Source organism: Dictyobacter formicarum (genome assembly GCF_016587435.1).
In genome coordinates, this window is the sequence record NZ_BNJJ01000001.1 from 560,123 (window position 1) to 584,800 (window position 24,678).

Annotated in this window: 21 protein-coding genes; 8 read left to right on the forward strand and 13 right to left on the reverse strand. The window is 51.2% G+C overall.

The window, feature by feature from the left end:
• Positions 1 to 27: 27 nt before the first annotated feature.
• Together JMI88_RS02195 and JMI88_RS02200 are read right to left on the reverse strand one after the other, a co-directional pair.
• Complete coding sequence (locus JMI88_RS02195; RefSeq protein ID WP_201360104.1) at positions 28 to 825, reverse strand: class I SAM-dependent methyltransferase; 798 nt, start codon at positions 823 to 825, stop codon at positions 28 to 30.
• Positions 826 to 951: 126 nt separating this feature from the next.
• The gene (locus JMI88_RS02200) at positions 952 to 2,568 is read right to left on the reverse strand and encodes an ISL3 family transposase (protein WP_201360153.1); all 1,617 of its coding nucleotides are present in this window, start codon (positions 2,566 to 2,568) and stop codon (positions 952 to 954) included.
• Between the two features lie 368 nt (positions 2,569 to 2,936).
• On the opposite strand from JMI88_RS02200, the gene JMI88_RS39210 reads away from it, so the two are divergent.
• On the forward strand, positions 2,937 to 3,470 hold the full coding sequence (locus tag JMI88_RS39210) for a hypothetical protein (RefSeq protein ID WP_236022776.1): 534 nt from the start codon (positions 2,937 to 2,939) through the stop codon (positions 3,468 to 3,470).
• The gene (locus tag JMI88_RS39215) at positions 3,365 to 4,114 is read left to right on the forward strand and encodes a hypothetical protein (RefSeq protein ID WP_236022777.1); all 750 of its coding nucleotides are present in this window, start codon (positions 3,365 to 3,367) and stop codon (positions 4,112 to 4,114) included. The genes JMI88_RS39210 and JMI88_RS39215 overlap by 106 nt, the downstream gene beginning before the upstream one ends.
• Before the next feature lie 152 nt (positions 4,115 to 4,266).
• Here JMI88_RS39215 and JMI88_RS02210 read toward each other — a convergent pair whose 3' ends face one another.
• The 4 genes from JMI88_RS02210 to JMI88_RS02225 all read right to left on the reverse strand — a co-directional run bounded on the left by JMI88_RS02210 (position 4,267) and on the right by JMI88_RS02225 (position 8,243).
• Positions 4,267 to 4,983, reverse strand: a complete 717-nt coding sequence (locus JMI88_RS02210; RefSeq protein ID WP_201360105.1) for a DUF1254 domain-containing protein — start codon at positions 4,981 to 4,983, stop codon at positions 4,267 to 4,269.
• Positions 4,949 to 6,262, reverse strand: a complete 1,314-nt coding sequence (gene iscB, locus JMI88_RS02215) for an RNA-guided endonuclease IscB (RefSeq protein WP_201360106.1) — start codon at positions 6,260 to 6,262, stop codon at positions 4,949 to 4,951. Before iscB ends, JMI88_RS02210 begins: the two co-directional genes overlap by 35 nt.
• Positions 6,263 to 6,492: 230 nt before the next feature.
• Entirely contained in the window at positions 6,493 to 7,095 is a 603-nt protein-coding gene (locus JMI88_RS02220) for a DUF1214 domain-containing protein (RefSeq protein ID WP_201360107.1), read from the reverse strand.
• Positions 7,096 to 7,280: 185 nt separating this feature from the next.
• A complete protein-coding gene (locus tag JMI88_RS02225; RefSeq protein ID WP_201360108.1) occupies positions 7,281 to 8,243 on the reverse strand; it encodes a phosphotransferase family protein in 963 nt (320 codons plus the stop codon).
• Positions 8,244 to 8,354: 111 nt separating this feature from the next.
• On the opposite strand from JMI88_RS02225, the gene JMI88_RS02230 reads away from it, so the two are divergent.
• The 3 genes from JMI88_RS02230 to JMI88_RS02240 all read left to right on the forward strand — a co-directional run bounded on the left by JMI88_RS02230 (position 8,355) and on the right by JMI88_RS02240 (position 12,305).
• Positions 8,355 to 8,570: a GNAT family N-acetyltransferase gene (locus JMI88_RS02230; protein ID WP_201360109.1), complete on the forward strand. Its 216-nt coding sequence runs from the start codon at positions 8,355 to 8,357 to the stop codon at positions 8,568 to 8,570.
• Positions 8,571 to 9,210: 640 nt separating this feature from the next.
• Positions 9,211 to 10,998 (forward strand): sialidase family protein, encoded by a 1,788-nt coding sequence (locus JMI88_RS02235; RefSeq protein ID WP_201360110.1) that lies wholly within the window; start codon positions 9,211 to 9,213, stop codon positions 10,996 to 10,998.
• 164 nt (positions 10,999 to 11,162) lie between these two features.
• Entirely contained in the window at positions 11,163 to 12,305 is a 1,143-nt protein-coding gene (locus JMI88_RS02240) for a hypothetical protein (RefSeq protein WP_201360111.1), read from the forward strand.
• Positions 12,306 to 12,375: 70 nt separating this feature from the next.
• On the opposite strand, the gene JMI88_RS02245 is transcribed toward JMI88_RS02240, so the two are convergent.
• From JMI88_RS02245 to JMI88_RS02270, 6 genes are all read right to left on the reverse strand, one after another.
• A complete protein-coding gene (locus JMI88_RS02245) occupies positions 12,376 to 15,177 on the reverse strand; it encodes an ABC transporter permease (protein WP_201360112.1) in 2,802 nt (933 codons plus the stop codon).
• Positions 15,174 to 15,920 carry an ABC transporter ATP-binding protein gene (locus JMI88_RS02250; protein WP_201360154.1) on the reverse strand — a complete coding sequence of 249 codons (747 nt, stop codon included), beginning with the start codon at positions 15,918 to 15,920 and terminating at the stop codon, positions 15,174 to 15,176. Before JMI88_RS02250 ends, JMI88_RS02245 begins: the two co-directional genes overlap by 4 nt.
• 113 nt (positions 15,921 to 16,033) lie before the next feature.
• Positions 16,034 to 17,755 carry an NAD(P)/FAD-dependent oxidoreductase gene (locus JMI88_RS02255; protein WP_201360113.1) on the reverse strand — a complete coding sequence of 574 codons (1,722 nt, stop codon included), beginning with the start codon at positions 17,753 to 17,755 and terminating at the stop codon, positions 16,034 to 16,036.
• Positions 17,704 to 18,015 carry a phosphopantetheine-binding protein gene (locus tag JMI88_RS02260; protein WP_201360114.1) on the reverse strand — a complete coding sequence of 104 codons (312 nt, stop codon included), beginning with the start codon at positions 18,013 to 18,015 and terminating at the stop codon, positions 17,704 to 17,706. Before JMI88_RS02260 ends, JMI88_RS02255 begins: the two co-directional genes overlap by 52 nt.
• A 160-nt stretch (positions 18,016 to 18,175) precedes the next feature.
• On the reverse strand, positions 18,176 to 18,511 hold the full coding sequence (locus JMI88_RS02265) for a hypothetical protein (protein ID WP_201360115.1): 336 nt from the start codon (positions 18,509 to 18,511) through the stop codon (positions 18,176 to 18,178).
• Between the two features lie 118 nt (positions 18,512 to 18,629).
• On the reverse strand, positions 18,630 to 18,947 hold the full coding sequence (locus tag JMI88_RS02270) for a hypothetical protein (RefSeq protein ID WP_201360116.1): 318 nt from the start codon (positions 18,945 to 18,947) through the stop codon (positions 18,630 to 18,632).
• Positions 18,948 to 19,744: 797 nt separating this feature from the next.
• On the opposite strand from JMI88_RS02270, the gene JMI88_RS02275 reads away from it, so the two are divergent.
• From JMI88_RS02275 to JMI88_RS02285, 3 genes are all read left to right on the forward strand, one after another.
• Positions 19,745 to 19,948, forward strand: a complete 204-nt coding sequence (locus JMI88_RS02275) for a hypothetical protein (protein WP_201360117.1) — start codon at positions 19,745 to 19,747, stop codon at positions 19,946 to 19,948.
• Between the two features lie 821 nt (positions 19,949 to 20,769).
• Positions 20,770 to 20,964 (forward strand): response regulator transcription factor, encoded by a 195-nt coding sequence (locus tag JMI88_RS40490; RefSeq protein ID WP_201360118.1) that lies wholly within the window; start codon positions 20,770 to 20,772, stop codon positions 20,962 to 20,964.
• A gap of 19 nt (positions 20,965 to 20,983) precedes the next feature.
• Entirely contained in the window at positions 20,984 to 24,007 is a 3,024-nt protein-coding gene (locus JMI88_RS02285) for a helix-turn-helix domain-containing protein (protein WP_201360119.1), read from the forward strand.
• Positions 24,008 to 24,114: 107 nt separating this feature from the next.
• Here JMI88_RS02285 and JMI88_RS02290 read toward each other — a convergent pair whose 3' ends face one another.
• Positions 24,115 to 24,582, reverse strand: coding sequence for a hypothetical protein (locus tag JMI88_RS02290; protein WP_201360120.1), 468 nt, complete (start codon positions 24,580 to 24,582; stop codon positions 24,115 to 24,117).
• Between the last annotated feature and the right edge of the window lie 96 nt (positions 24,583 to 24,678).

Here is a 24,678-nt window from a genome sequence, read left to right on the forward strand (position 1 = left end):
TCAATACAGTACGGCGAGAGGCGAGAATCAGGTGCGTGGACAGTAGGTAGCCCAGAAGCCGAACCAGGGTGGAGCATAGGCAACAAAATGATCCCAGGTTCCCGGCTCTGCTTCTCCGTTTGGAAACAGGTGCAGATCCTCGCTCAGATGCTGAAGAACAAAGCCCTCATCGCTCAGGCCATTGATCAGCGAACTCAGCGTATGGCGGTACTCGCGCAAGATGGGAATGGGCTCGCCATGATAGTTCTCACGCGCGTAGGCCCAAGGTTGATCCTCGCTTTCCAGAAGCATTCCCTCGATGTAGGGATACTTCAGGCTGTAGCTATTGCCATTCCAATCCTTGGGCGTCAGGCCACAGGTGAAAGGATTGGCACACTGCATATGGTAGATCCCACCAACATGCAAGACCCGTGCAACTTCGTGAAAAACGGCGCGTGCATCAGGGACGAAGTTCAGCGAGTAGGGGTGCCAGACGATATCGAAGGATGTCGAGGCTATGGCCGAGAGGTCCCGCATGTCACCTTGCACCGTCTTGATGGCGACATGATAGTGTTCTGCCACCTGTTGATCACGTGCAAGTTGGCCCTCGGCGATATCCAGCACCGTCACCTCAGCGCCGAGCAGCGCGAAAGCGGCTGATTGCTGACCGCCGCCGCTCGCCAGGCAAAGAACTTGTTTCCCCCGTATACTCCCCAATCGCCCCTCTGGATCAATGTTGCCCTGCGCACTCTTCGCATCGAGCTCTAACGCTGGTCTGCTAAAGAGTGCATTCGCTCCTGCCAGTGCATTCCAACGCTTCTGATTATGTTGGGAGATGTTGTCCACGAGAAAATCCTCCTTGTTGTTTTCACACGTCCCATTGCCTCTGACTCAAGAAGAGAGATCGCGAAGATGTTGAGGAGACGCTGGTATTTCATACAATCTCTCATCTGCCCCTCTCTCAGGCGTCTCCTACACTGCATGAAGCACCCGTTGGCGGAGCAAGGCAAAACCAGCTCTGCCATACATCGTTCGCTTGATCAGCTTCAATTTTGTCACATGGCCCTCAACCATGCCATTGTTAATCGCCCAGGTTAAACCAGCTTGCACCGCATCTTTGTCCTTTTCTACCCCAGCAGCAAATGACTGAAGTTCTGGCAGCTCGCTCTCTGCAACCCTGACCAGCCAGGCATCTAACCGCTGCCCTTCTCGTTTGTGGACCATGGATAAAAAATCTTGCAGGAGGTCATACGCCTTTTTCAAGGGGGCACTTGCCTCACAGAAAGCAGCCAGATCCTCGCGCTCGATCTCATCGAGCTTTTCTGGATCACGTACAAACAGCCAGATGGCGGTATTGGCGGTCCATTTTTGCAGACGATGCACGTCGATTGAAGCCCTCACCTCAGCCTGTTTGAGTGGTTCCAGATAGCGGTAGACGGTGCGCTCCGAGCCATCGTAGCCTTGCTCCTTGATCTCGCGATAAATCGCCAGGCCGTTTCGCTCACCGGCTTGCCAGCGCGAGAGGACATAAGACGCGTAGATCTCGAAAGAACCAGGTCGCCGCCGCCGCCGCTTGGCGTCAGGGAAGGTGTCGGCTTTCAGCCAACGCTGAATGGTTCGTCCTGTTACACCGAGAATCCTGGCAATCTCTTGGGGTGGTTTTCCGAGACGGTTGAGTTCGACTGCCTGTTCATAGCGTGCCGAGCGCTCAGATCGTCTGGCTCGTTGCACGCGCTCTATATGAGCTGGGATTTTCGGACGCCATTCTTCGATGGAAATGAAGGGTTTGTTTTGTTCATCCTGGCTTGGCTCGTCCGGTTTCTTTTCTGTCAGGATTTCGGCCTGACAGCGCGCCAGAAGCACCTGAACAGCTTCGGTCAGGTTTTTCACCACGTGGAACCTGTCTGCGCACTGGATAGCCTGGGGAGCGCCTTCTCGCGCAGCGGAGGCATATTCGCCTCCTCGATCACGACTGATCACCGCCAGATCTGGCTGTTGGTACATCCACCGGGCTGCGGTTTCCGCCCGGCGGTCGGGTAAGAGATCCACTACGCGGTGGCTTTCCAGGTTGACCAGGATGGTGCCGAACCGATACCCACGTCGAAGACTAAAATCATCGATGCCCAGGTACACAACGGAACTCCCAGAAATATCTGGCAAAGCCATGATGCGGCGCAGGATCGTCGGACGCGTGGTTGGTATCCCCAGGCGAGCGGCGAGTCTGGCTCCCCCTTTGCCGCAGGTCGCTAACCCGATCGACGTAATGTGTTGGCAGCAACGGATCGTCATCCTGGCCCACGGCTCGACAAAGGAAGGAAGCCGCTCGGTAAACACTTTCTGGGAGCAGTATGGATTACGGCAGTAGAATTTGCGCACAGTCAGGATCAGTTGAACCTGGCGACCCACACAGGGAGCATCTCGTAACGTGCGGCGATAGTGCGTCTTGATGGAATCTGAGGATTGAGTACACAGTGGACAACACGATGTGGGATGCGAAGCCTCGACTGCAATCACCAAACCATGTTCAGTGATTTGGATCTGCTCGACACGCATCCCTTCTGGTAAAGAAAGTAGAGATGCCTCTTCCATCATGGACTCCCTCTTGCGAGAAAAACACATGTTTAGATGAGACTATATCACCATTTCCCGATATATAGCAAAGCAAGCGAGCAGAAAACCCCAAGAGTGATACTGGTGGCGAAGTCGATATTCACGCTCAATCGCCAATGAGGTTCAACTCAAATTGAGCACGATTTTTGACTTCGCCACCAGTATCAAGAGTGAACAAGAGCCAATTTATAAGTCAAATGACACTGTTTCTAGAATACGCGTAATAATAGCACATACGTTCGATTCCGTCAATGGAAGAATTGGAAAGCTCCAGGTGAAATGGGGGAACTTGAAAAATCAGGACCCATTGGCATAATGTGGATATGCAAAACGCCACAAGAGAGCCAATGGAGCCGTCGAAACAATTTTGCCCGAATATGATGTGTTCCGCAAGAGGCCAAATCGGAGCGGGCAACATCACGATTCATGATCTCCAGCGCCAACGCTATCGGTGTAAGAGGTGCAAACAGACGTTCAGCGCCCGACGAGGAACCATGTTCGAGGGGCTGCGCAAGCCGATGGATCTCATCGTGATTGTGGTGACACTGCTGTCATATGGCTGCCCAGTGCAAGCGATCGTGCATGCCTTTGGGTTAGATGAACGAACGGTGGCTACGTGGCGGGATCGAGCTGGTCAGCACTGCCAACGGGTCCATGAGGCGATCGTAGAACAGGGCAAGCTTGATCTAGTGCATGTGCAGGCCGATGAGATCCGAGTCAAGGGCCGCAAGATGGTTGCGTGGATGGGGTTAGCCATGATGGTTTCCACCCGGCTGTGGATAGCGGGAACGGTCAGCCGGAGCAGAGAAAAGGAGCTGGCCAACGCATTGTTGCAACAAGTTCGCGAGCCGCTTTGCGCCTTTGCCCCTTGCTCGTCTTGACAGACGGCTGGAGCGCGTATCCCGGCAGCATTCGGCGGGCCTTTCGCGAAAAAGTCAAAGCCACGGCAGGCAGGGGCAGAGCCTGTTTACAGGTCTGGCCAGACCTGCATATTGGCACCGTCATCAAGCGGACGGAGAAAAAACGCGTGGTCGAAATTACTCGCCGGATGGCTCATGGGCTCCTGGAGCAGGCGGAACAGTTGCTGCGGCTGTCTGGAGGAGGCAACGTGCTCAATACCGCCTTTATTGAGCGCTTGAATGCGACGTTTCGGGAGCGGCTGGCCAGCCTGACGCGCAAAACCCGGCATGCGGCTTCCCGCTTGCACGCTTTGCACACCGGGATGTACCTGATTGGTTGTACCTATAATTTCTGTGTCGTGCATCAGGAACTCTCGAAGGCGAAACAGTGGGGCAAGGCTTGCACGCCTGCGATGGCCAGTGGGCTGACGGATCACGTCTGGAGCTTCGGTGAGTTCCTCAGTTACAAAGTGGCTCCCGCACCTTGGATTGCTCCCAAACGATGCGGACGGCCACCCAAGCAGACAGAGCCACACGCCCCTCTCCCCAAAGCGCAGAGTCGTCCCGCCTGCTCTCGACCTTTGGTTCGCCTGCACAGGGGGGTCTTATGCTCAACCACCGGTTAGCGTGGCTCTACCGAAATCTTCACTGAAGGGTGAAATTGGACGCTTCGATGCCTGGAAAAAAAACCGCTCTAAATCCAGGGTAGAAGTCAGAAATGTTGGAAATACATTTCTTGTGCGCCTCTGTAGCGTACATCCTGAAACACATCGGGAGATCAGTGACTGAGTGGTGTGAGCTGTATCTGCGTCGCAAGCCCATAGGCGATCGGGAGATCATTGTCGCTCTCGACAAAGACACGACCCATAACGAGCACCGCATTGTTCGGCGAAGAAATCTGTGTCATTCCCTGCGACACGCTTCCTTTCCATCTCGGCCCGCTAATGAGGTAATCGCCAGCCTTGGTTCCCGTGGTGCGTTTGCCGACGTAGGCAAAATTAGTGCCGTCCGACGGATCAGTGAACTGCACGCTGTAGTAGCGGTCCTCCATGTCCGGCACGTGCAACACGTGCGGCCCTTTGGAGAGGTCGAGCCAGCCGCCGACGTAGAGCACGTCGTCGGTCCCTGTAGCTAATAAGCTGGAGTTTGACGCCGAGGGCGAAGCGAGAGTGGGCATCGCGTACAGCGTATTGACGGGGATGGGGCCGCCGAGCCCATGCTGAACGATCGCTCTTTTGTAGGCACTGTAGGTGATCGGCGGCCAAAAATAAATGAAAACGCACGTGCCGAGTCCCCAGACGAGGACTGCCACGACGACGAACGTAATAAGCTGGCTCCCCCCCATCGAGAAATACCTGTAGACGACCCATGCGAGGACTGCCAGGATGGCGAATGTAATGGGATATTTGTATTTCAGAATAAGCCTGTTCATGATCTGTTGCGGTAGGATACCCACGACTTTAGGCGTGGGAGGAATACCGCTCCCCATTCTCATAACTATATCCATCGGCGTGATGAATGATACGGCAGTATTGATACCCAATACCTTGAATCGTCCCTGTGGTTGTCGTGATGTTGAACGATCCACTTCCCCGAATTGCGACCCGCCCGATATACGTCCCTCTTTTTTTGCCTTTGGTCACAATGGCCTTGACCATATCTCCTGTTTGAAAGCCTTTGACCTTTTTGGCTCCTTTGGCAGAGGTACGCGGAAAGCCATACTTATCAGGCAAGCACATTTGTCTATTCCCATGTCCGGTTGCTTTGATCACTAATGGCCTGACTTCCTGGATAACTAACGTATCAGGCGTACTCTTGCCCACACAGGCCGCATCAAGCCAGTGTGTCTTCGGAAGCTCCCTGCTTGTCCGATTAAACCTGGTCAATCCACCAGTGCCTACTTCAACAGGCAAGCCTGTTTGTTGCAATCTCTCAAAGAGGGCCCACCGTGTCGCATTCACCGCCGCTGCGTCCTTGAGCGGTGCTTTTGCCTGAGCCTGAATACGTTTCAACACCTCTGGTTTCTTCTTGAGGAACACGGCAATATCTTGCGTTCCCTTTGCCGTGTTGCACTGCTCACACGCCAGACAGAGATTGCTGATGCGATTGGTGCCACCGTTGGCACGTGGATGAATATGCTCGATTTGTAATGGTACATCTGTTTTTCCACAATAGGCGCATTGACGGTTCCACTTCGCAAGCACATATTCTCTGACTTCATATCCTGCTAATGTGCCGTGCTGATACTCAACTCCTTTCACTTCGGGATTCTCCATCAACTGCATGTCAAATCTCACGACCTCCTGACTGAGAGCTTGCAGAGGCGCATAGCGAGAAAGACGGCGAACCCAGGTCAACACGTTGGCAATCCGGCTTTCTAAGGAAGGAGGGAGCCACCCCTTCTTTTTGTTTTTTCGATTGGCCCAACGCCTCTTCCGGTAGCGGGTCTTTCGTTGCCTGCGACTGTGACGAATGGCGCGACGAGCATCAAGGGATGCTTTCACAGCATGCCCACGATGAGAGAGTTCGGCCGCGAAGACAACCTCCCCACTGGCATCATCCACCATGGCAATACCTGTTGTTTTACTGCCAGGGTCAAGTTTGATCCTGAGTGATTGCACGTGTGGATGCTCCACCACGTTTTTGAGCCGGATCGTAAATGGATATCTCCTGTAGACTGATGCTTTCCCTTGCTTGAGCAAGAGGCGTGCATAGCCCGGATGCGCCGGGGTGACTGGTTTACCAGAACGATCGACGACAAAGACTTTGCTCAAGATGAGCCTCCTATTGCTAGGGTAAGGTTTGCCTTGACAATGTTATGAGAAGGTTTGACGTACAGAGCACTGATTTTTACCCTACAATCTGTTTAACCCTGCACCGTAGTGGTTAAGACTGGCAACGCATCCTAACGTACCTAATTTCTTCTCTAACGGAGCTTTTACAAGCTGAGTCTGGTCAATACAGGCTTTTTCAAGCCTCCTCCTTCAGGAGGGGGTTATTGACCTCATGGCACTTTCATGACGGGCGGCACGTGGTACTCGCCGTCCAGGACAGCACGGCCGGGCAGATAGGCGCGCAGCATCAGCTTGAAGTAGCCTGCCGGGGCAGGCAGCCAGTTGGACTCGTGCCCGGAGGGAGCCGTGCGCTGCAGATAAATGTCGATGGAGCCATCGGCGCCCTGCACGAGGCCGGAGCGAGAGCCGACGCTGGAGCGATCGATGGGGTTGCTCACCATGTAGCCGACCACATCGGTCATGGTCAGCGACCAGAAGGCCTCGTTGGGCGGGAGCTGTCCGGCAGGAAAATGCAGGACGTAATCACGCTGACCGGAGAGCCGCCGCCCCGCGCTATCGACGGTCGTCGTCCAGTACGCAGCCTCTTGCGCCACATTGACGGCGGGCAGCACTTTGGCACAAGCGGCCCGTAGGAGGATGCCATTGCCGGGCTGGCCGCATTTCAAGGTGGTGCTCCACCCGTTGACGGTCGTTGTCATGGCTTTCACCACCGCGTTCATAATGATATTGGCCGTGAGAAACGCCAGCACGGCGCCGACGATGATTCCTTGCACGACGTGTGAGCCTGCGAGCATGGTGAGAATATTTGTCATATCTCGAGTATACCTGAGGGGAAGCGGTTTTTCCAGGCATCGAAGCGTCCAATTTCACCCTTCAGTGAAGATTTCTATCCTTCAGTGCAAAATTGGTCAGGATGCCATCCCACTTTCTGTGTAATCGAACGCTGCCAGGCCGATTAACAACATTCGGGATGGCGTCGACACGGTTTGCCTGCACCTTATTTGATAGTGTCTCTGATAACCAGTGCAGCATGTTTGGCGTCGGCAACACTTGGAATTTTATAGGTAGAGGTGTCCAATAAAAGTAATGCATCAATTATTCTCGCCAGTTGCGTGCGTTCTTCAAAGCCTTTACTGTTAACGAGGAATTGACCGTAGGTGGAGGCGAGCCAATCTATTGAGAATTCATAGTTGTCCCAATACTTCCAGCGGACGAGATCTCGTACTGGATCGCCACTGTGAACCGCTCCCCAGTCAATAACACCGGTAATTCTATCATCGCTATCAACAAAGATATGGTCTGGCGTTAGGTCGTAATGCAATAAAACGGGGTTGCGGACTGCAAATGATTCAAGATAAAGCAATTCTTGCCACACTTCTTCAAATCGAGGCACTCCAAGAGCGTTGAACTGAGCGAGGGCTCTGTCGAACTTCTCCGAGCCTTCTTGAAGGGCGAGCATCCACGTTTCAAAAGACCGATATGTCCCGTGATTGGGTTGAGTGATTCTTCCCCATCCAAACGTCGACACTGAATGAATAGCGGCAAGTAGCTCGCCGGCCTGCTCAGTAAATCTTTCAGATCGATCGCGTCCAACCTTCCCTTGTGCCAGCAGGCTATCCATCGGTTCGCCTGTCAATTTCTCTTGAATCTGGTAGTAAATCGCTTCATCCCTATCAACCATCGAGCCCTGTACCAAAATAGCAGCAACAGGAACCCCACGGCGGCTCACTTCCTGCATTGCCCATCGTTCAATGGCAAATATATCGTAGTCAAATCCTTTCGCAATTCGAAGGACAAATGATCTATCCTTTAGGTCTATGAAATAAACTTCGTTAGACTGTCCCTTGTTGATACGAGTAACCTGTTCGAGGTTCGTACCCATTGCTTTTTGCACGATCTCATTGAGGGTGTTTGGATTCGTTATATGAGTACGCTGAAACTGTTTCTGTTGATTATTCATAATATATCCAATCTGTTAGATATATTATCATAGAGGTAACCAAAAAGTGTTCGATTGAGTGAGAGATTGTCCCTATCCTATATACTCACTATTATAAGCGGGCTGGGGCAGATGATGCTGGCTCATTTAGAAACGCGCGCCGCTGCGCTGGGCTATCAGACACTTCAGCTAGATACCACAACGCTTCAGGTAGCAGCACAACAGCTCTATCGCAAAAATGGCTTCACGCAACGTGAGAAAACTGAGACCATCCAGGGGCTCACAGTCCTTTTCTTTGAGAAAAATCTTCTACCAAATTACCAATTTGCATCGTATAGCTCAAGCTAGTCTATTTGCAAATGAATAACGCTATTCGTTTATTTTAGGAAGTCCTATGCAAATTTTCTATCTTTCGTAGGACCACGCCGGTCTCCATCTCAGCACTGTATAGTTTCCGCTGTTTTTCACCTGTTATTCCTCTTCAACTTCATCAATACAGTCTACTCTATTTTCTTGAATATATCTTATCATCTTGCCCATCTTTTTGATGAGATTATAGTCGAATATCCTATCATAATGAATTACTCTTGCTTTTCTCCTAATTTACCTTTATTATTATCTAGTATGGTAGCTATTCTCTAAGGAGGGTCGAGAAGCAGATCTTGCAAACCCCACACATACAGGTACACAAAACACACGGTCAAAACACAAAGCTCGGTGCCACTATATCGACAAAAATCAATCCAAACCAATGTAGTCCATAGTTCTGAAAGGGGCCATAACGTGGGGTAAACGGTGCCTCCTCATTGATGCGCAAAACTACCTACTGGCTCGCCGCGAGTCGGCACATGCAGTCGCTTCTGAATGCCGTCTTTTCGTAAACGATGAAACCTACACATGCTACGAGTAGCAAAGATCATTGGATCCTCTCAAACTCAAAAGATGCGCTTTTGACCATTGAGCAGCTTTATTGAAAGTGAGGTTCTACATGTTTCTCTTTTTCCGCTCAAGGATGAGCTTATTTCTCTCATGCATCGCTATCATCGTCATTCTCGGCACATTCGCGCTGAATTTCACGTTTCAGCATCCTGCCGCTCATGCCGCCGGTGGCGACGTACCCGTCAGCAACGGCAGTCCCGCCACCCCCTTCTCACAGAACAAGCAGAACGAGCCTGCGATCGCCGTTGATGCCAATCACCCGAATGTATTAGTCTCCGCTTCCAATGACGAGATCGACATGGAGGGATGCAACGCCGGCGATCCCACCACCTGTCCTTTCACACAGGGAGTGGGCGTCTCAGGCGTCTACTTCTCGTTCGATAGCGGTGCCACCTGGAAACAGCCAACCTACACTGGCTGGACAGCTCGACAGTGCGTTGGGACCCCTGGCATTCCCTGTACACCTCAGGTGGGCCCCATCGGGACACTACCCTACTATTATGAGAATGGTTTAGTTTCCGACGGTGATCCTGCCCTCGCCTTCGGCCCGATCCGGAGTTCTAACGGCACGTTCTCGTGGAGCAACGGTTCGCGCCTGTACTATGCCAATCTGACCTCAAACTTTAGTGCGACCCGCTCTGAGGAGGCATTCAATGGCTTCGAGGCAATCGCTGTTTCGCGGACCGATAATGTGGCTGCAGCAGCCAATAACGTCCAGAGCGCCTGGAAGCCACCAGTTGTCATCTCGAAGCAGTCGTCAACAACGTTCAGCGACAAGGAGCAGATCTGGGCGGACAACGCAGCCAGCAGTCCGTTCTTTGGCCATGTGTATGTCTGCTGGGCCTCGTTTCGCGGCCAGGAGAAGGGACACGGGACTCCGGCGCCGCTGATGGTTGCCACCTCCACCGATGGCGGCGATACCTGGACACAGAAGCAGGTGACAGCAGCTGCTGCCAACGGGCAGATCCAGCCGCTTGATGGCTGCACGATCCGCACTGACAGCCATGGTAATGTCTACGTCTTCGGCATCGGGACAGATCCAACCACCAAGCAGAACTTCGAGTACCTGGTCCCTTCCACCGATGGTGGGCAAACCTGGGGACGGCCCATTCAGATTCCCGGTGCTGTTACCCATCCTGGAGTGTTCGATCCAGTCCAAGGACGGTACGTTGAGGATGGCGTCGCAGGCGCGCGCAACGACTTGACGTGGGCCCCCTCGGTGGATATTGCGAACGGTTCCCCCACGGGCTCGGATGCGACCAACCGGATGGTCCTGACCTATGTAAGCGGCACAACTGAGGCACCACACGTGGTATTCCGCGAGTCCACGGATGGTGGTAACACCTGGTCGACACCAAGAAACATCGAGGCACCAGGCGATCGCGGCTACTACACGGCTCCGGCGATCTCCCCGAACGGTCAAGATGTTTATGTGGTGTACAACGCCTTCATAACACCATACCGTAACGACACGACAGAACCACGGAGCATGGTGGGAGTCGTCCTGCATGCCGACACCTCGGCTAATCCCACCATGCCAACGGGTGCTTTCACGGAACTCCATCGAGGAGCAACAGGGGATCCCCGCGGTTCGAGCGCGAACAGTTTGATCTCTGAATTCCTGGGCGACTACGTCTATGCCGTTGCCACGCGGACGTATGGATCGGCGGTCTGGAACGACGCGCGCAACGCAGCAGACTGTCCCGCCGTCGATGCCTGGCGCATGTCTCTGCAAACTGGCGGCTCGGTACCACGCCCTGCGCCCAGTATCGGCTGTCCAGCAACGTTTGGCAACTCGGACATCTATGGAGGATCCTACTCCGATCCGACACCATAAGCAGTTTAGATAGCAGTTCAGCAACATTTTGCCAGGGATGTCCTTGTGGACATCCCTGGTATGTGAATATCACTGTCTAACTCGCCACTCCTCTCCATGTGGTTACCCTGGAACTTACAATTCTTTCCCCCGCCACCGCAGGTACCAAGCGCGTCGGGAAATTGGTGCGGTCCGTCAAGTGGACGGTGGGGCTCATCGACCACTACCTGCTGGAAAAAGCCGATGAAGAGGTGCGCAGGCTCCATGCCCAGGGGCAACGGATTCTCTGCCTGTGGGACGGAAGTGTGCTGGAGAAAGCCGAAAGCGCCAAACTGGAAGGCTTGTGTCCCGTGCTCTCCAGTAAAGCAAAGCGGCGTCAGCGCACCAAACGTGGACTCGTGTTCAATTGGCCTGCCCCTCGCCCGGTGCGGGTGATGGGGATGCAGTGGAATGCTGGACTCATTGTCGGCATGCACGGGCGCCCGCATCTGGCGGTCACCCGGTGGTGGTCAACGAAAGGGATCTTTGCTAGCAAGCTCCGAGACATGGAAGAAGAAGGATTACGCATCTGTGTCAGGAAATGGGGCCCCTTGCTGGTCCACGTGTTTGATCGCGGCTATGCCTCGGGAGCGTGGCTGCAGGTGCTCGCCACCTATCGGACGCGTTTTGTCATTCGCTGGGTCAAGCATCACCTGTTTCTGACCACGTGGGGTGAGGAGAAGAAGCTGTGGCAAATTGGCCAGGGAAAGAAGTATCGTGCCCACCAAGAGATCTGGGACAGCAGCACCGGAGAGAAAATGGCGTGCGATCTCTGGTGGACGGCACTGCGCCATCCGCAGTCGCACGAACCGCTGTTTCTGGTGAAAGCACGGGTCAAACAAGGCGTGATGTATCTGATCACCAATGAGCCGGTTCACCTGGAGGCGCAAGCGTGGGACGTGTTCTTCAGTTATCGTCGGAGGTGGCAAATCGAGATCAGCTTTCGCTACGCGAAATGCGAACTGGCGTTAGAATGTCCGCGGTTGTGGTCGTTGGAGGCTCGTCTCAAACTGCTTGGCATGGTGATGCTCGTCTATGCCTTCCTGCTTTCCTTGCTGGATCCGCGGCATCACGAACTGGTGCGCGCCCTCTTGCGCTTCAAATGCCACCGAACCGGCAAGCGGTGCCAGCAAGTGCAGGCACCACTTTATCGGCTTCGATGGGCACTCAGTCGGCTGTGGGACGATTATCGACCCCGTTTTACCTGGTTCCTTCCGCCTCCTGATGATCCCCGTACCGTCTGCTCACTCATTCGAGATATCGAACGGTTTCACAAAAATTGGGGATGACTCATATATATATCGAGAATATCAGAAGCATCTTGCGCAAAATTCTGGCTACTATGCCATCTTCCAGGGGTCACTCATAGCGCAGTACCTCGAGAGGGCGTACTTGTACACTCTTCCAGGAAGAGAACAAAGACACAAACAACGTTAGCAATGCGCTGCCCACGATTAACCCAACAAGCAAGGTGCCACGAGTATCAAAGGCCAGATTGATTGACCCATTGCTGACACCGAGATGCACCATGGTAACACGTAAAAACAGATTCCCAAAGAAAGTTACCAATGGTATCGTCACCAGGGCGGCAAGAAATGCACTAACACTTCCCAGAACGCCATACTCAACCAGGACTGCTCCTAGCACGGCGGTACGCGTATACCCCACAGCCTTCAAAATGCCCATCTCACGTCGTCGCTCTAGCAGATCCATCACCACGGCGTTCGCGATGATAACAATACCCGCTAAGAGCGCCTGCGAGGCAATCGCGGTAAATGACCATACAATATTGGTAAGATCATACAGGAAATCATCGACCCTGCTAGCCGGAGTCTGTAAAAAAGCAACATTCGCTACGGCGCTCCCTAGTCTGGCCTCTGCCTGCGCTACACTGGTGGAAGAAACCTTCAGATAAAAGAGCTCCTGCGCGTCAAGAGGGCTCAAGGCTGTGACAATGGACTGAGGCGCCAACACAGGATTTATATAAGAGATAGTAATACCGGAAGTAGTATAGATGCCAACGATTGTTACCGTTTTGCTCAGTTTTCCATCGGTACTGACAAACGTCAGCGTACTTCCAAGATCCAGGTGGAACGCTTTGGTCAGAGAAGGAACTTGAGGGATCAACACATTGCTCGTCCCAGTATCACTGGCGTTCAGGTTTCTTCCAGCGACAATGTGAATTAGGCTCGGGTCTGGAGCTGACTGATTATTCAGCTCGTAGCCTTCAAGCCCATTCAGGGAATGAAGCACGTTATAACGCGCCGTGCCGGGTCTGAGCGGCAGTTTTTTTTCTTGCTGAGGAATGAAACTCTGCCAGGGTTGGCCGTTGACGGCGTTGAGGGATGCGGAGGAAAGGGTCGAATCCCGATATGTAGAAAGGCCTGGTAAAGTTGCTAACAGTGCCTGCACTGACTGGGACTGATTTAGCGGGACCTTTGCCAGCACATTATAAGCCAGATTCGTATTAATCTGGGCATAGAGTTGATCCTGCAGATCCTGCCCAATCATTTGAATGCATCCTATGACAAAGACTCCGATAAACAAAATGAGCATCAGCATAGTCGTTCGCGCCGGCCTCCGGCTAAGATTGCTCAGGCCGATGCGTATATTGATTTTCCAGGTGCGGGGAAACCATCTTACCAGCAGCGCAAGTAAGACGATTGCGAGCAACATTCCTCCCAATGGCGGCAAGAAGAAAAACACGGCCACTGCAATCACTACGCCAGCCAGCACCACGAGCAGATACCTTTGATCGTAGCGCTCAGGAACAGGAAAGGCACTGACAAGCATGAGCAGCGGACGGAAGCAAAGGTACAGGAGCACAATGACCGCAATAGTACCGCCAACCGCGGCAAATCCCAGGACAACATTCTTTAGTACGATACTCGCCACGATACAATACAGCAGACCTAACAATGCCAGCAGAGGAAGAGCCAATACGTTATTGAATACCCTATCACCAGACTGCTGTCGCAACACCTGGATGGGACGAAGATTGGCGGATTGGACAATAGGTAGCAGACCATAGATAATAGCCGTCACGATGCCCAGGACAATACCGGAGACAATAATCAACGGGTCAAGCATAAAGTTGACATGGAGCAACCAGGTCGCGATGCCAAAGCTTACCCCGATAGCCGCGACGATCGCGATGAGGGAACCGATCAAACCGAGCAGACCTGCTTCAACTCCAAACAAGACGATCAGCTTACGACGAGAGTATCCCATCGCCTTCAGCATAGCGATCTCCATACCGCGTCGGGAGAATAAAGCGAGCAAGGTATTCATGATCCCCATGCCAGCCAGCAAGAGAGCCAGTAATCCCCCTAATTCCTGCAATTGCGTTGTCTGACCCGCATCCAGCTGAACCGATTGCTGGATATTCGCCGTCGTTTTGATCTGGACCAGAGAAAAACTGTTCTGCTGTATCTGTTGCCGAATAGTAACCAGGGCTTGCTGAGTATGGTTCTTGTCCGAGGTCGTAATGTTCACGCCACTGTATGTAACTGGCACGGTGGGGTCAGCCGCTTGATAGGCAGCAAACGAGACAATTAAGTAGTCGGCGCCACTATATATCCCGCCATCTTCAATCACACCGGCAAGTCGGGCATGCAATGTTCGAGCCACTCTAGATCCCTCAACCGGCTGGACCACGATATCAAAGCGATCTCCAATATGCTTATGATAATGCTCCTGAAATGACTGCGTTACAACAACCTGATTTCCTGTCAGGAGCGTCGCGAAATTACCATGAGCCGGAGTGAGAAACGTCGTAGAGGATGGCACGAGAGGAAAGGTATTTGGATCAACCACCTGCACATCGACAACGTTCAGCGCTGAGTCGGCATGATTTATCGATCCCTGTTCCAGATTGACCGGGGTATAATTGAGGATGGTTCCCGCGCTTTTCAGCTGTTCCAGGAACGATAAATCCTTCTGGGTAATAGTAACACCGGAGCCTCCTTGCGTGAGCGCAATATCTCCCCCGAGTACGCCGCGAGGATCTTGAGAATATGTATGCAACGCCATCGATCCTACAAATTGGATGGCGACGACCGTCATTACCCCAACAGCAATACAAAAAGCCGCGAGCAGAGGATAACTCCCTCCTCGCAGCAAAGAGCGCACAGGATAGCTCAGATAGATAGGGGCCTTCATTCGTTGCTATCTCCTTCTTTATGATTATCAACCACCAGGCCATCCACCACACGAATGAGACGATCAGCACGAGAGGCTACCGTAGGATCATGGGTAGCAATGATAAACGTTTTACCAGTCTGGGAGCGTAGATCAGCAAGCAAGCGCAGAATGTTCTGCCCATTCTTCGCATCCAGATTTCCCGTCGGCTCATCCGCGATGACCAGCGTTGGATCTGCCGCTAAAGAACGCGCAATCGCTACTCTTTGCTGCTCACCACCCGAGAGTTGATTAGGGCGATGCTTCAGACGGTGAGACAACCCCACTAGATCCAGGAGCTCTTTGGCGCGGGCCTGGGGCGAAACCGAGTGTTTCCCTACATAGAGGGGAACTTCAACATTTTCCTGTGCGGTCAGCGTGGGAATGAGATTATAGGATTGAAACACCATGCCTATTTTGCTATTGCGCACCGCCGCCAGGCGTGCCTCGGACATATGCGTAATATCTACGCCATCAATAATCACCTGCCCATCAGTTGGGTTATCCAAACCGGCCACGATACCAAGCAACGTACTTTTACCAGAACCAGAAGGTCCGACAATGGAAATAAATTCCCCTTGCATTACTGTAAAATCTATACCCTTCAAAATGTTAATCCGTTCGCGCCCAAGCGGAAGTTCCTTGGTAACGCTGCGTACCTCTACGACAGCTCTGGTTCTAGCAGTGGACAGGGTTGAAATCTGCTCTTGCTTCTGTTTCTGCATCATATGTATATCTTTCTTTAAATACAAAAATTGACAGCATTTGCAACATAATCAGGATGCCAGGAGAATTGTAACTAGTTATGCTGACAGGAAGTTGACAGGTTGCGCTTTATTTAACGCGCTGGAATGAGATGGCTCAGATCGATATCCGTTACGCCGAAGTGGGAAATGAACTCGGCAAGGTTGAGCTCACGAGGAGTGGAAGTAGGTGAAAAAAGTTTGTCTGCTTTCCAGCGCCGAGGGTCCAACCTGATGCCCCAGGCGTTGAGCCAGAGTGGAGAGGGCAACTGCTGCAACGTTTCGGGCATAGTATCAGCGAGGGCTATCACAAATATTTTTTGTGCCAGCTCTTCAAAATACTCTAACGCGGCCTGATAATGCTGAAGCAGATCATCTAGCATTTCATATTTCTGAAAGCTTTGCTCATATAGGGCTTCTACTCCGGGCATCGTACGATAGCTTAGATATTGATAGGTATATTTCTTCTGGGTCAAGCTTGACCAGTCCTTAAATAGTCTCTCAAGACGTGCCGCCAGTAGGAAATGGCGTGAGAGCACAGGCTGTAGCGCTTTACTCTTCTGTTCATCCAGGTAAATTTTATTCACACGCTGGGGGCCATTCAAAGCCCAGCCGCGCACAATATCCCACAAAAGCTTGGCACCAACAACCAGGGCATCTCCAAAGATAGGATAGCCCGACTGAGTAACCCACGATGTGCCTGCGTTATAGCTGATGCATGTCTGATTAAAGAACTCAACGGCCTGTTCCTCAAGGCGATGCTCGTGATCGCGCCTGAGCATCTCCACGATCATAGTATTTGCAAATCCCAATTGATCAATGCCAGGGGAGAGAAAAGGATCGGAGAAAACGGCGGCATCACCAGTGCAGGCCCAACGCTGCGTAGAAAAAACTCGTTTGGCGGAATAGCTATAGTGACGTAAACACTGGAAATCGAGAGGCTGAGCATCTCCAATCAACTTACGTAACTGCGGCTCATGCTTCTCTAACCAGAGCAACGACTTTTCGTAGGTGTTATAGTCTGTAAATGGGAAAAAGTCCTCATGGGTGACAATACCAATGCTTGTTGCTCCTGTCCCCAAAGGGATAAGCCAGACCCAGCGACCATTCTCCATTAAGTGATTCGTGGAGTGATAACGCCTATTGTCCTTTACCCGGTTGTGCCATTCCTGTTCATCGGGTGGCACCAGGTCACATACATCATAGCGGCCCTTCAGGCGAAACCAGGCCGCACTAAAATGGGGATTATGTGGCTCAAAAAAGCCGAGCTTCTTCTGGAGAAAACGCCGCCGCCCCATGGCGTCGATGACCCAGCGGCAACCAACCGTGTGAAGCTGGCCCGTTGTTCCATCCGCAAACGTTACACGATGCTGGTCTTCTCCTAGCACGATATCTTCAACCTGGCATGCAGGCAGCATCTGAATACCCTGTTCGGCATTCAATTGCTTGATATCGGCTTCGAGCCTGGCTCGATCAAGCTGGAAAGAATCACGTGGAGGAAACTCTGAGAAGCCGAGTTCCGCGCATTGATGAAGCGGCGTCGCGCCATTTTTGAAGAAGAATCTGAAACCTAACTTACGAAGATGAGCCTGTTCCAGGATCTCTCTCAAATCTAGCATATCAATCAGATAATAGGCGGACACCTCTACCGTTGACTCTCCAACATTAATCGCATTGGTATGGGTCTTATTGCCTCTTCCTTCTAACAGTAATACAGAAACCGCGGGAAGCTCTCTGGTTATCTGGCGCGCCAGTGTCAGTCCCGCTAAGCCAGCGCCGCAGATAACAACGTCATAGCTACTAGCAATTTTTTCCAAAGCTCTCTCCTAATACATTGCTGGCGCACAACTACAGCCAGTTCAGCGATAGTTCTATGCTCAAACAAGATCGCCAGTGGTAGGTCGATGCCCAGCCGTTGGCGAATCTTAGCCATGAGGCTGACAGCCAGAATAGAGTGTCCACCAAGCGCAAAAAAGCTATCGTTGATCAAAATTGGGCGTACCTGTAGCGTTTCTTCCCAGATCTGAAGCAACTGAAACTCCAATATGTCACGTGGGACTACAGCATTGATGTCCACAGGTACCTCTCACCCCCTGGTGGCATGGGCGATCCATAATCCCAGAACCGGATCGATAAGAAAAGCACAGCGCGGAGCTTGCACCGTTGTGCGCAATAATTCAGCGGATACAGTGTCTAAAAGGAACAAACTATAACCCGTAAGGGCAGCTAGAGATACACTAGGGATGAACTTCCTCAAGCGCTACCAGGTGACCGTTCCCATCCAGGGTTGCCAGATTGATATCCGCGACGCAACGCACTTTCACGTAATTCAAAGTAAGCGTTCCCTCTATATGAGCAACGCCGTTGCCCTGCTCAAAATGAGCATTGCGCAGATCGGTTGCCTGCTTATCAACGCGCACGCCCAGATCGGTGCCACCACGTGTTCCCGTGAATTTAATAAACACATAGCCCATATCCCCAACGCGTTTTTTGAACTCTTCAAGAGAGGGCTGAGGCCCACCCACAGTGACGGGATGTTCCCCTTGAGAAAGTCGCTCGACGAGATCGTCCATCAACAGCTCCTTATCCTACACAGCTTAGACATCCTACAACAACACGGTAAAAGCATATAGCAACGCCGCGCAATCGCGGCTCGCTCCCCAGCATGTACATGAAGATATTCAGGCAAAGCTATGGATGGGAAGGGGCTTGCTCGACAGTATCTTTTTGCGCATCACCTGCTTCCTGTATTTGCTCATCAGCATAACGCAGATCTTCAGGAATCGAGAATTGCAATGTCGTCAGGCAAAAATCCTTCCAGGCGTCGGTTACCTCATCGAATACCAAGCCTTTATCAGGAATGACAGGGCTCCTCACAACGGTAAAATCATCCCACAGATACACTATTGAATCATCTGAAAGCTCATCTTCATTCTCTGCGCGCTTTTCCGCCCAATCAGAGAACTGTCGCATCGCGCTCACATGGTATGCTTTACAATATTTGTGCATAGGTTCGATATCCTCCTTACTGTAAGTAGCGGCAAAAGTATCATAACCAGCTCCGTGTATCGAAAGTCCAAGGCAGCAGCATATAAGGGTACAGAAGCGTACTCCATGATATTGAGTCAGAGAAGAAAAGATACATGCACAAAACATAAAGAAGGGCGAGCAATGAAAGCCATGCTCCGCCATTGCCACATTACATGGCTTTATTTGTGAGGAAGTTGTATGGTATCTGCCGGAGCATACGCTACAACGAGCAGAATTTATGGCACCTGCAACTCATCCTTCCTGAAGATAAGCCACCAGCAACCCGCACGGTCATTATGCATGAGCCCTTGCGTCATGCAGGACAAAGCGGCCGAACGCGATGGCTTCTCATGTCTCAGCAGAGATCGTCTTTTTGAGTATAAGAGGAAATAATGAGAAAAAAACGCCTGCACAGGGGCTAGTACATGTGTTATTCGGGGGCTTGTAAGGGGCTCATTTTGAAAATGATGGACCCTTTTAGTACACTAGCCAGATCGCTGGTCCGCTATATTCCTTCCATTCGCATATTCGCCATAAAACATATCGTGTAATGTTGTCTTCGTGCCAAAGATGCATTGTTCAATACGGTGGATGCCTTAATGAGCGAAACCCAGGCCACGTCCTTGCAGAAGAGCCCAGCAGCTGGACCGATCGGCTCTCGCAACGCCGCATTGCTTCGAGCATGACCTCCATTGAATTGGCGTTTACCCAATTGCAAACGATCGTGCCTCACTTGCCAACCGAAACGATTCTCGCCTTGGATTGTGGTCACTCAAATGGACAGCAAAGGTCGGCCGGTCCAGATCTCGTGGTGGAATCGCATGCATGTCAAAGATGCTCGCTGGTTGGAAATCACCGTCATCCGTGTGGTGCGCCCTCATGCCACCAACAAAGAGCGCGATCCGCGCAGCAGCTGGTTTGTCTGGATTGGCAATACCGATGCGAATATCGCCGAAATTGCACTGGAATATGCACGTTGATTTGGACAGGAACATGGCTATCGCTTTGACAAACAAGCCTTGTTGTGGGAAAAGCCACGTTTGCGAACGCCAGAACAATTCGAGCGCTGGAGTCAGGTGGTGGCCATGGCTCACAATCAGTTGGTGTTGGCTCGTTCGTTGGTAAAACCAGAACTGCGCCCGTGGAAAAATAAACAGCGAGCGCGTTCACCCCAACAGGTGCGCCGCGGGTTCAGCAAATTGTTGGGGCGTTTGGGGACTCCTGACAAGCCCCACAACCCCGTGGAAAATCGAAAGGCCGGATGAGGGGAGCGAAGGTGGGCAAAGCACCACGTTGTCCCGTCATTTTCAAAAAGCCAAAGGTGCCTCAACTTGTACCATCCTGATGAGCATGTTCGCTTTTTCAACCACATCATTCCTTCTTCAGAACTTCTCATGAAGTTCTGGTACTACCCGTTAGTCTAAACATCAATTATTACTAAGATAGTACATTTTTACCATTGCGTGTATAGCAGTTTTTATTTATGATGGTATAGAATGTACTTCATGATAAGCAGACAGCAAAATGAAATACGAATCTTAAACGTAGGAGGAGACATAAAGTTGTGTGACTGCCTGGCTTGCTATACTGTGACCAGCCTAGTGCTTCTCCGAAACACTGGCTCCCTCTGCCATAAGGTGCTATTATCCACTGGCTATTCCTGAAATCCGCCAAAGATGCAGCGTGTAGGCTGCCATAAAGTCATATACATTTGAGAGGATATCTGCAAGAGAATACCTCGGCGCAGATTTTGTAAGCAACGCTGGGCTTATCTGACGGAGCATTTTTAATAGAACCAACAATGACCACCTATGTCATAGACCATTTCTCTGGAGATCAGCACTTCGTTATTAAGGAAGAACTGCTCACTCCGCGTGAGAAGGAGGTCGTCAGTTTGCTTCGTAAAGGTATCAATAGACATACCATCGCCAAACATCTGAGCATCAGCGAAGCTACACTGAAAACGCACATCAAAAATATCATGCGGAAAAGATAGAGGATAAGGAATCTTATAAATGAAAAAGAGCAGGACAACAACTTTGAATCTTCACTTGAGAAACGAGCGTGAGCTCCGTGGGTGGACACGATCATATGTAGCGGAGAAACTTGGCCTTGCCGATCCCAAGACGGTAGGCAGGTGGGAACGGGGTGTTTCATCTCCAAATGCCTACTTTCGCCAGAAGTTGTGTGGTCTGTTTGAGAAGACCGCGCAAGACCTGGGACTGCTCCAGCCGATGGTTGATATCCAGCACGAACAGGGAGTAGATTCCCCATCGGCTATCCAAAATCAAAATACGCCTCCTGCTATCCCCACGAGCTTCCTCTATGATCCAGCTACGCCTTCCATCGCTGCAGGAACCGTAAAGATCATCGGGAGTGAAAAATGGCTGCAGCATCTAAAATCGCTGCTTTGCTCCAGCAGGCATCCAACCTATATCAGTCTTCATGGACTACCGGGAGTCGGCAAAACAACGCTGGCAATAGAGCTTGCACATGATCATGAAATACAAACTCATTTCCACGATGGCGTGCTCTGGGCACGTGTAGGGCCAAAGCCTGATATCATGGGATTGTTGAGTAGATGGGGAACCCTGGTAGGTCTGCCCGCGGCTCTCATGAATAATTTGACAACCTGTGAGGACTGGATAGAGGCTATTCGTACCGCCATCAATACACGCCGGATTCTTTTCATCATTGATGATGTCTGGAAAATCGAGGATGCCCTGAACTTCAAAATAGGAGGCCCCAACTGCGCTCATTTGATAACAACTCGTTTCCCCGATGTAGCACTACAATTCTCGCCAGGCGAGTCTATTCTTTTACCTGAATTGAATATAGATGATGGTCTGGCTCTACTGGCCTGTTTCGTACCAGATTTAGTCGCTGCGGAATTACCTGCTACCCGCAAACTCGTGCAATTGGTTGGTGGGCTACCGCTGGCCTTAACCATTATGGGTAAGTACCTGCAGAGGCAGGCATACAGCGGTCAACCTCGCCGTGTAGAAACTGCACTGGAACGCTTGTATAATACAGAAGAACGACTCCAGTTAAAGGAGTTACAATCCTCGTTAGAACGCAGTCCAAGCTTACCAGCAGAAACACCCCTGTCTCTACAGGCTGTGATTGGGGCAAGCGACAATCAATTAGAGAACGATGCTCGTAACACGCTCTACGCGCTTTCCATTTTTCCCGCCAAGCCGAATAGCTTTTCCGAACAGGCAGCACTCGCTGTCGGCGACACATCTACCGAAACACTCGATACGCTGATAGATGCGGGTTTGCTTGAAAGCTACGGCCCCGGACGCTACACATTACACCAGACCATAGTAGATTACGCAAAAACACAACAGAAGGATAGGCGTGTAGAAGAACGGCTGGTAACCTACATGCTCAACTATATACAGCGCCATGAAATGAATTACGACGTGCTCCAGTTAGAAAATGCCAATATTCTAACGGCAATGGAGATAGCTTATGAGATGCAGATGCAAGAAGAACTGGTGCAAATCAGTTGCGCCATCGCGCCTTTTCTCTATATGCGCGGCTCCGACACGCTGGCAGAGGAACACCTGACCAGGGCTTATGTTACGGCTATGGCACACAGAGATAATCGGGGCGTTATAAAAACGCTACTCCACCTGGGAGAAATCATGCGGAAACGGGGTGAGTACAGGCAGACAGAAGCCTACCTGCAAGATGGGCTCAACCTGGCACGTCAGCTTGAGGACACCAAACTGATTAACATTTTACTTGAACGCTTATCTGCCATAATATTAGCTATCGTCATAGAATTGCAAGGCAACTATGTACAGGCTGAAACATACTATCTGGAAGAGCTAACCCTCGCACGTCAGCATCATTTACACGGGCAGATCAGCCGCTTACTCACAGATCTTGGTGTCTTGACAGGTCAACAAGGAAACTATACACAAGCGGAAGCATACCTGAAAGAAGCTCTAGCCATCGTTCGTCAACAGGACCTGCGCGAAACGGAGACCACTACGTTCGCGGCTCTTGGTTGGGTGGTTGCGGAGCAGGGAAACTACCAGCAAGCCGAAGCCTATCTGCAAGAAGGGCTGATGCTCGCGCGCCAGATTCGGAACCGTGAACGATATGTAAGTTTGCTCTGGGCGTTGGGCATGACAGAAATTGATCAAGGAAACTATGCACAGGCTAAGACGCATTTGCAAGAGGGATTGGAGTTAGCGCGTCAACTTACCCACCGTGAGCTAATCAGCGAGCTGCTCTTGAAACTAGGCAGAGTGGCAACTGATCAAGGAGACTATACACAGGCTGAAACATATCTGCAAGAAGGGCTGAGCGTAACACGCCGAATCGGCCATAATAAACTTATTGGTGACCTGCTGCAGCACTTAAGTATCGTTGCCGCTAAGAGAGGAAAAGATGCCCAGGTCGACGCATATATACAGGAGGGATTAACTGTAGCACGTCAGGTTGGCCATCGTGAATTGCTCTGTACACTGCTTCTGCAGTTGGGCGAGAGAGCCATCGTACAAGAAGATTACAACCAGGCCGAAGAACATTTACAGACAGCATTGTCGATCGCGCGTCAGATTAGTCATCGCAAGCGGATAAGCATGGTGCTTGCATGCCTGAGTATGCAAGCCATCAAATGCGGAAACTACGGGCAAGCAAAAATATACCTGGCGGATGGATTAACATTAGCACGTCAGCTGAACCTTCCGCATCTTATCTGCACGCTACTTTATCACAAAGGCGAGTGCCAGTTGAAGCAACAACAGAGCAGTGCTGCCGCTGCCAATTTTCGTGAAATGCTCAGTTCCTCCCCCAAAGGTTGCCAGGAGCTGATCGCCAGCGCTCGTTACGGCCTGGCTCGTGTAGCTGCATTACAAAAAAACTTTGCTGAAGCACAGCAACAAGGACACAGCAGCTTGAGCCTTTTTGAAAAGATAGGCCATCACAGCTCTAACGAGGTCAGATCCTGGCTGGACACGCTCCCTCCACTAACAAATCACATAATAGAACAACAACATCTCAACTCAGTCGGTATGCTATGATGATGCCGCTATCCTGTATTCGCCTGGATTGAATGTTCTCTTGTCTACTTGCACCGGCTCATAAGCGAGCTTCTCAAGATGAAGGATACATTTCAATGACCTTGAGCTTATCCAGGGGACGTACCAAATTGGTAAGTACTAAACGGCACAATAGGTATCCGATACGCATCTTCGCATTTTCTACGTTCGGAACTAAGCTTCAGTATCCGGGGCACTAAGACTGGATCTATCAAGAACGTTTCTCTGGTAGAACTAAGGGCCGCGCTCAAAAGATCAGCGGCAACATTGAAAGAGAAGTAACCTCGCGCCCGATGTTCATACGCATACATCAACATATCGAGATCTGGCTCATCAATAAGAAGCGCGAAGTTCTCCAGTGATGGCACTTTGATATCTGTCATTAATGCCTGATTAATCACGATTAAATCATGGTCAAAACAGGAAAGATGCTTTTTCACTTCTTCATATGTTGCAGCCTCGCTCACCGTAGAAACTGAGGTATCCTTCTGAAAAACAGTACATAATTCTGTACGAACGCCTTCTCGTGATTCAGCTACTAATACTTTTTTTCCCATAAGCTCCTTCTTCAATGACACAACTTCGCATATAGATTCTGAGTTACAGAGATCAGAATCATACACATTGTCTTGATCAAATAGGCTAACTTACAA

What these genes read in the sequence shown, in the direction of transcription:
- JMI88_RS02285 (WP_201360119.1), top strand. Translation starts at nt 20,984, where the DNA reads ATGAAAAAGAGCAGGACAACAACTTTGAATCTTCACTTGAGAAACGAG.
- JMI88_RS02200 (WP_201360153.1), bottom strand. Translation starts at nt 2,568, where the DNA reads ATGGAAGAGGCATCTCTACTTTCTTTACCAGAAGGGATGCGTGTCGAG.
- JMI88_RS02275 (WP_201360117.1), top strand. Translation starts at nt 19,745, where the DNA reads ATGGACAGCAAAGGTCGGCCGGTCCAGATCTCGTGGTGGAATCGCATG.
- JMI88_RS40490 (WP_201360118.1), top strand. Translation starts at nt 20,770, where the DNA reads ATGACCACCTATGTCATAGACCATTTCTCTGGAGATCAGCACTTCGTT.
- JMI88_RS02225 (WP_201360108.1), bottom strand. Translation starts at nt 8,243, where the DNA reads ATGAATAATCAACAGAAACAGTTTCAGCGTACTCATATAACGAATCCA.
- JMI88_RS02245 (WP_201360112.1), bottom strand. Translation starts at nt 15,177, where the DNA reads ATGAAGGCCCCTATCTATCTGAGCTATCCTGTGCGCTCTTTGCTGCGA.
- JMI88_RS02250 (WP_201360154.1), bottom strand. Translation starts at nt 15,920, where the DNA reads ATGCAGAAACAGAAGCAAGAGCAGATTTCAACCCTGTCCACTGCTAGA.
- JMI88_RS02265 (WP_201360115.1), bottom strand. Translation starts at nt 18,511, where the DNA reads ATGGACGATCTCGTCGAGCGACTTTCTCAAGGGGAACATCCCGTCACT.
- JMI88_RS02270 (WP_201360116.1), bottom strand. Translation starts at nt 18,947, where the DNA reads ATGCACAAATATTGTAAAGCATACCATGTGAGCGCGATGCGACAGTTC.
- JMI88_RS02230 (WP_201360109.1), top strand. Translation starts at nt 8,355, where the DNA reads ATGATGCTGGCTCATTTAGAAACGCGCGCCGCTGCGCTGGGCTATCAG.
- JMI88_RS02220 (WP_201360107.1), bottom strand. Translation starts at nt 7,095, where the DNA reads ATGACAAATATTCTCACCATGCTCGCAGGCTCACACGTCGTGCAAGGA.
- JMI88_RS39210 (WP_236022776.1), top strand. Translation starts at nt 2,937, where the DNA reads ATGGAGCCGTCGAAACAATTTTGCCCGAATATGATGTGTTCCGCAAGA.
- JMI88_RS02210 (WP_201360105.1), bottom strand. Translation starts at nt 4,983, where the DNA reads ATGAGAATGGGGAGCGGTATTCCTCCCACGCCTAAAGTCGTGGGTATC.
- JMI88_RS02290 (WP_201360120.1), bottom strand. Translation starts at nt 24,582, where the DNA reads ATGGGAAAAAAAGTATTAGTAGCTGAATCACGAGAAGGCGTTCGTACA.
- JMI88_RS02235 (WP_201360110.1), top strand. Translation starts at nt 9,211, where the DNA reads ATGTTTCTCTTTTTCCGCTCAAGGATGAGCTTATTTCTCTCATGCATC.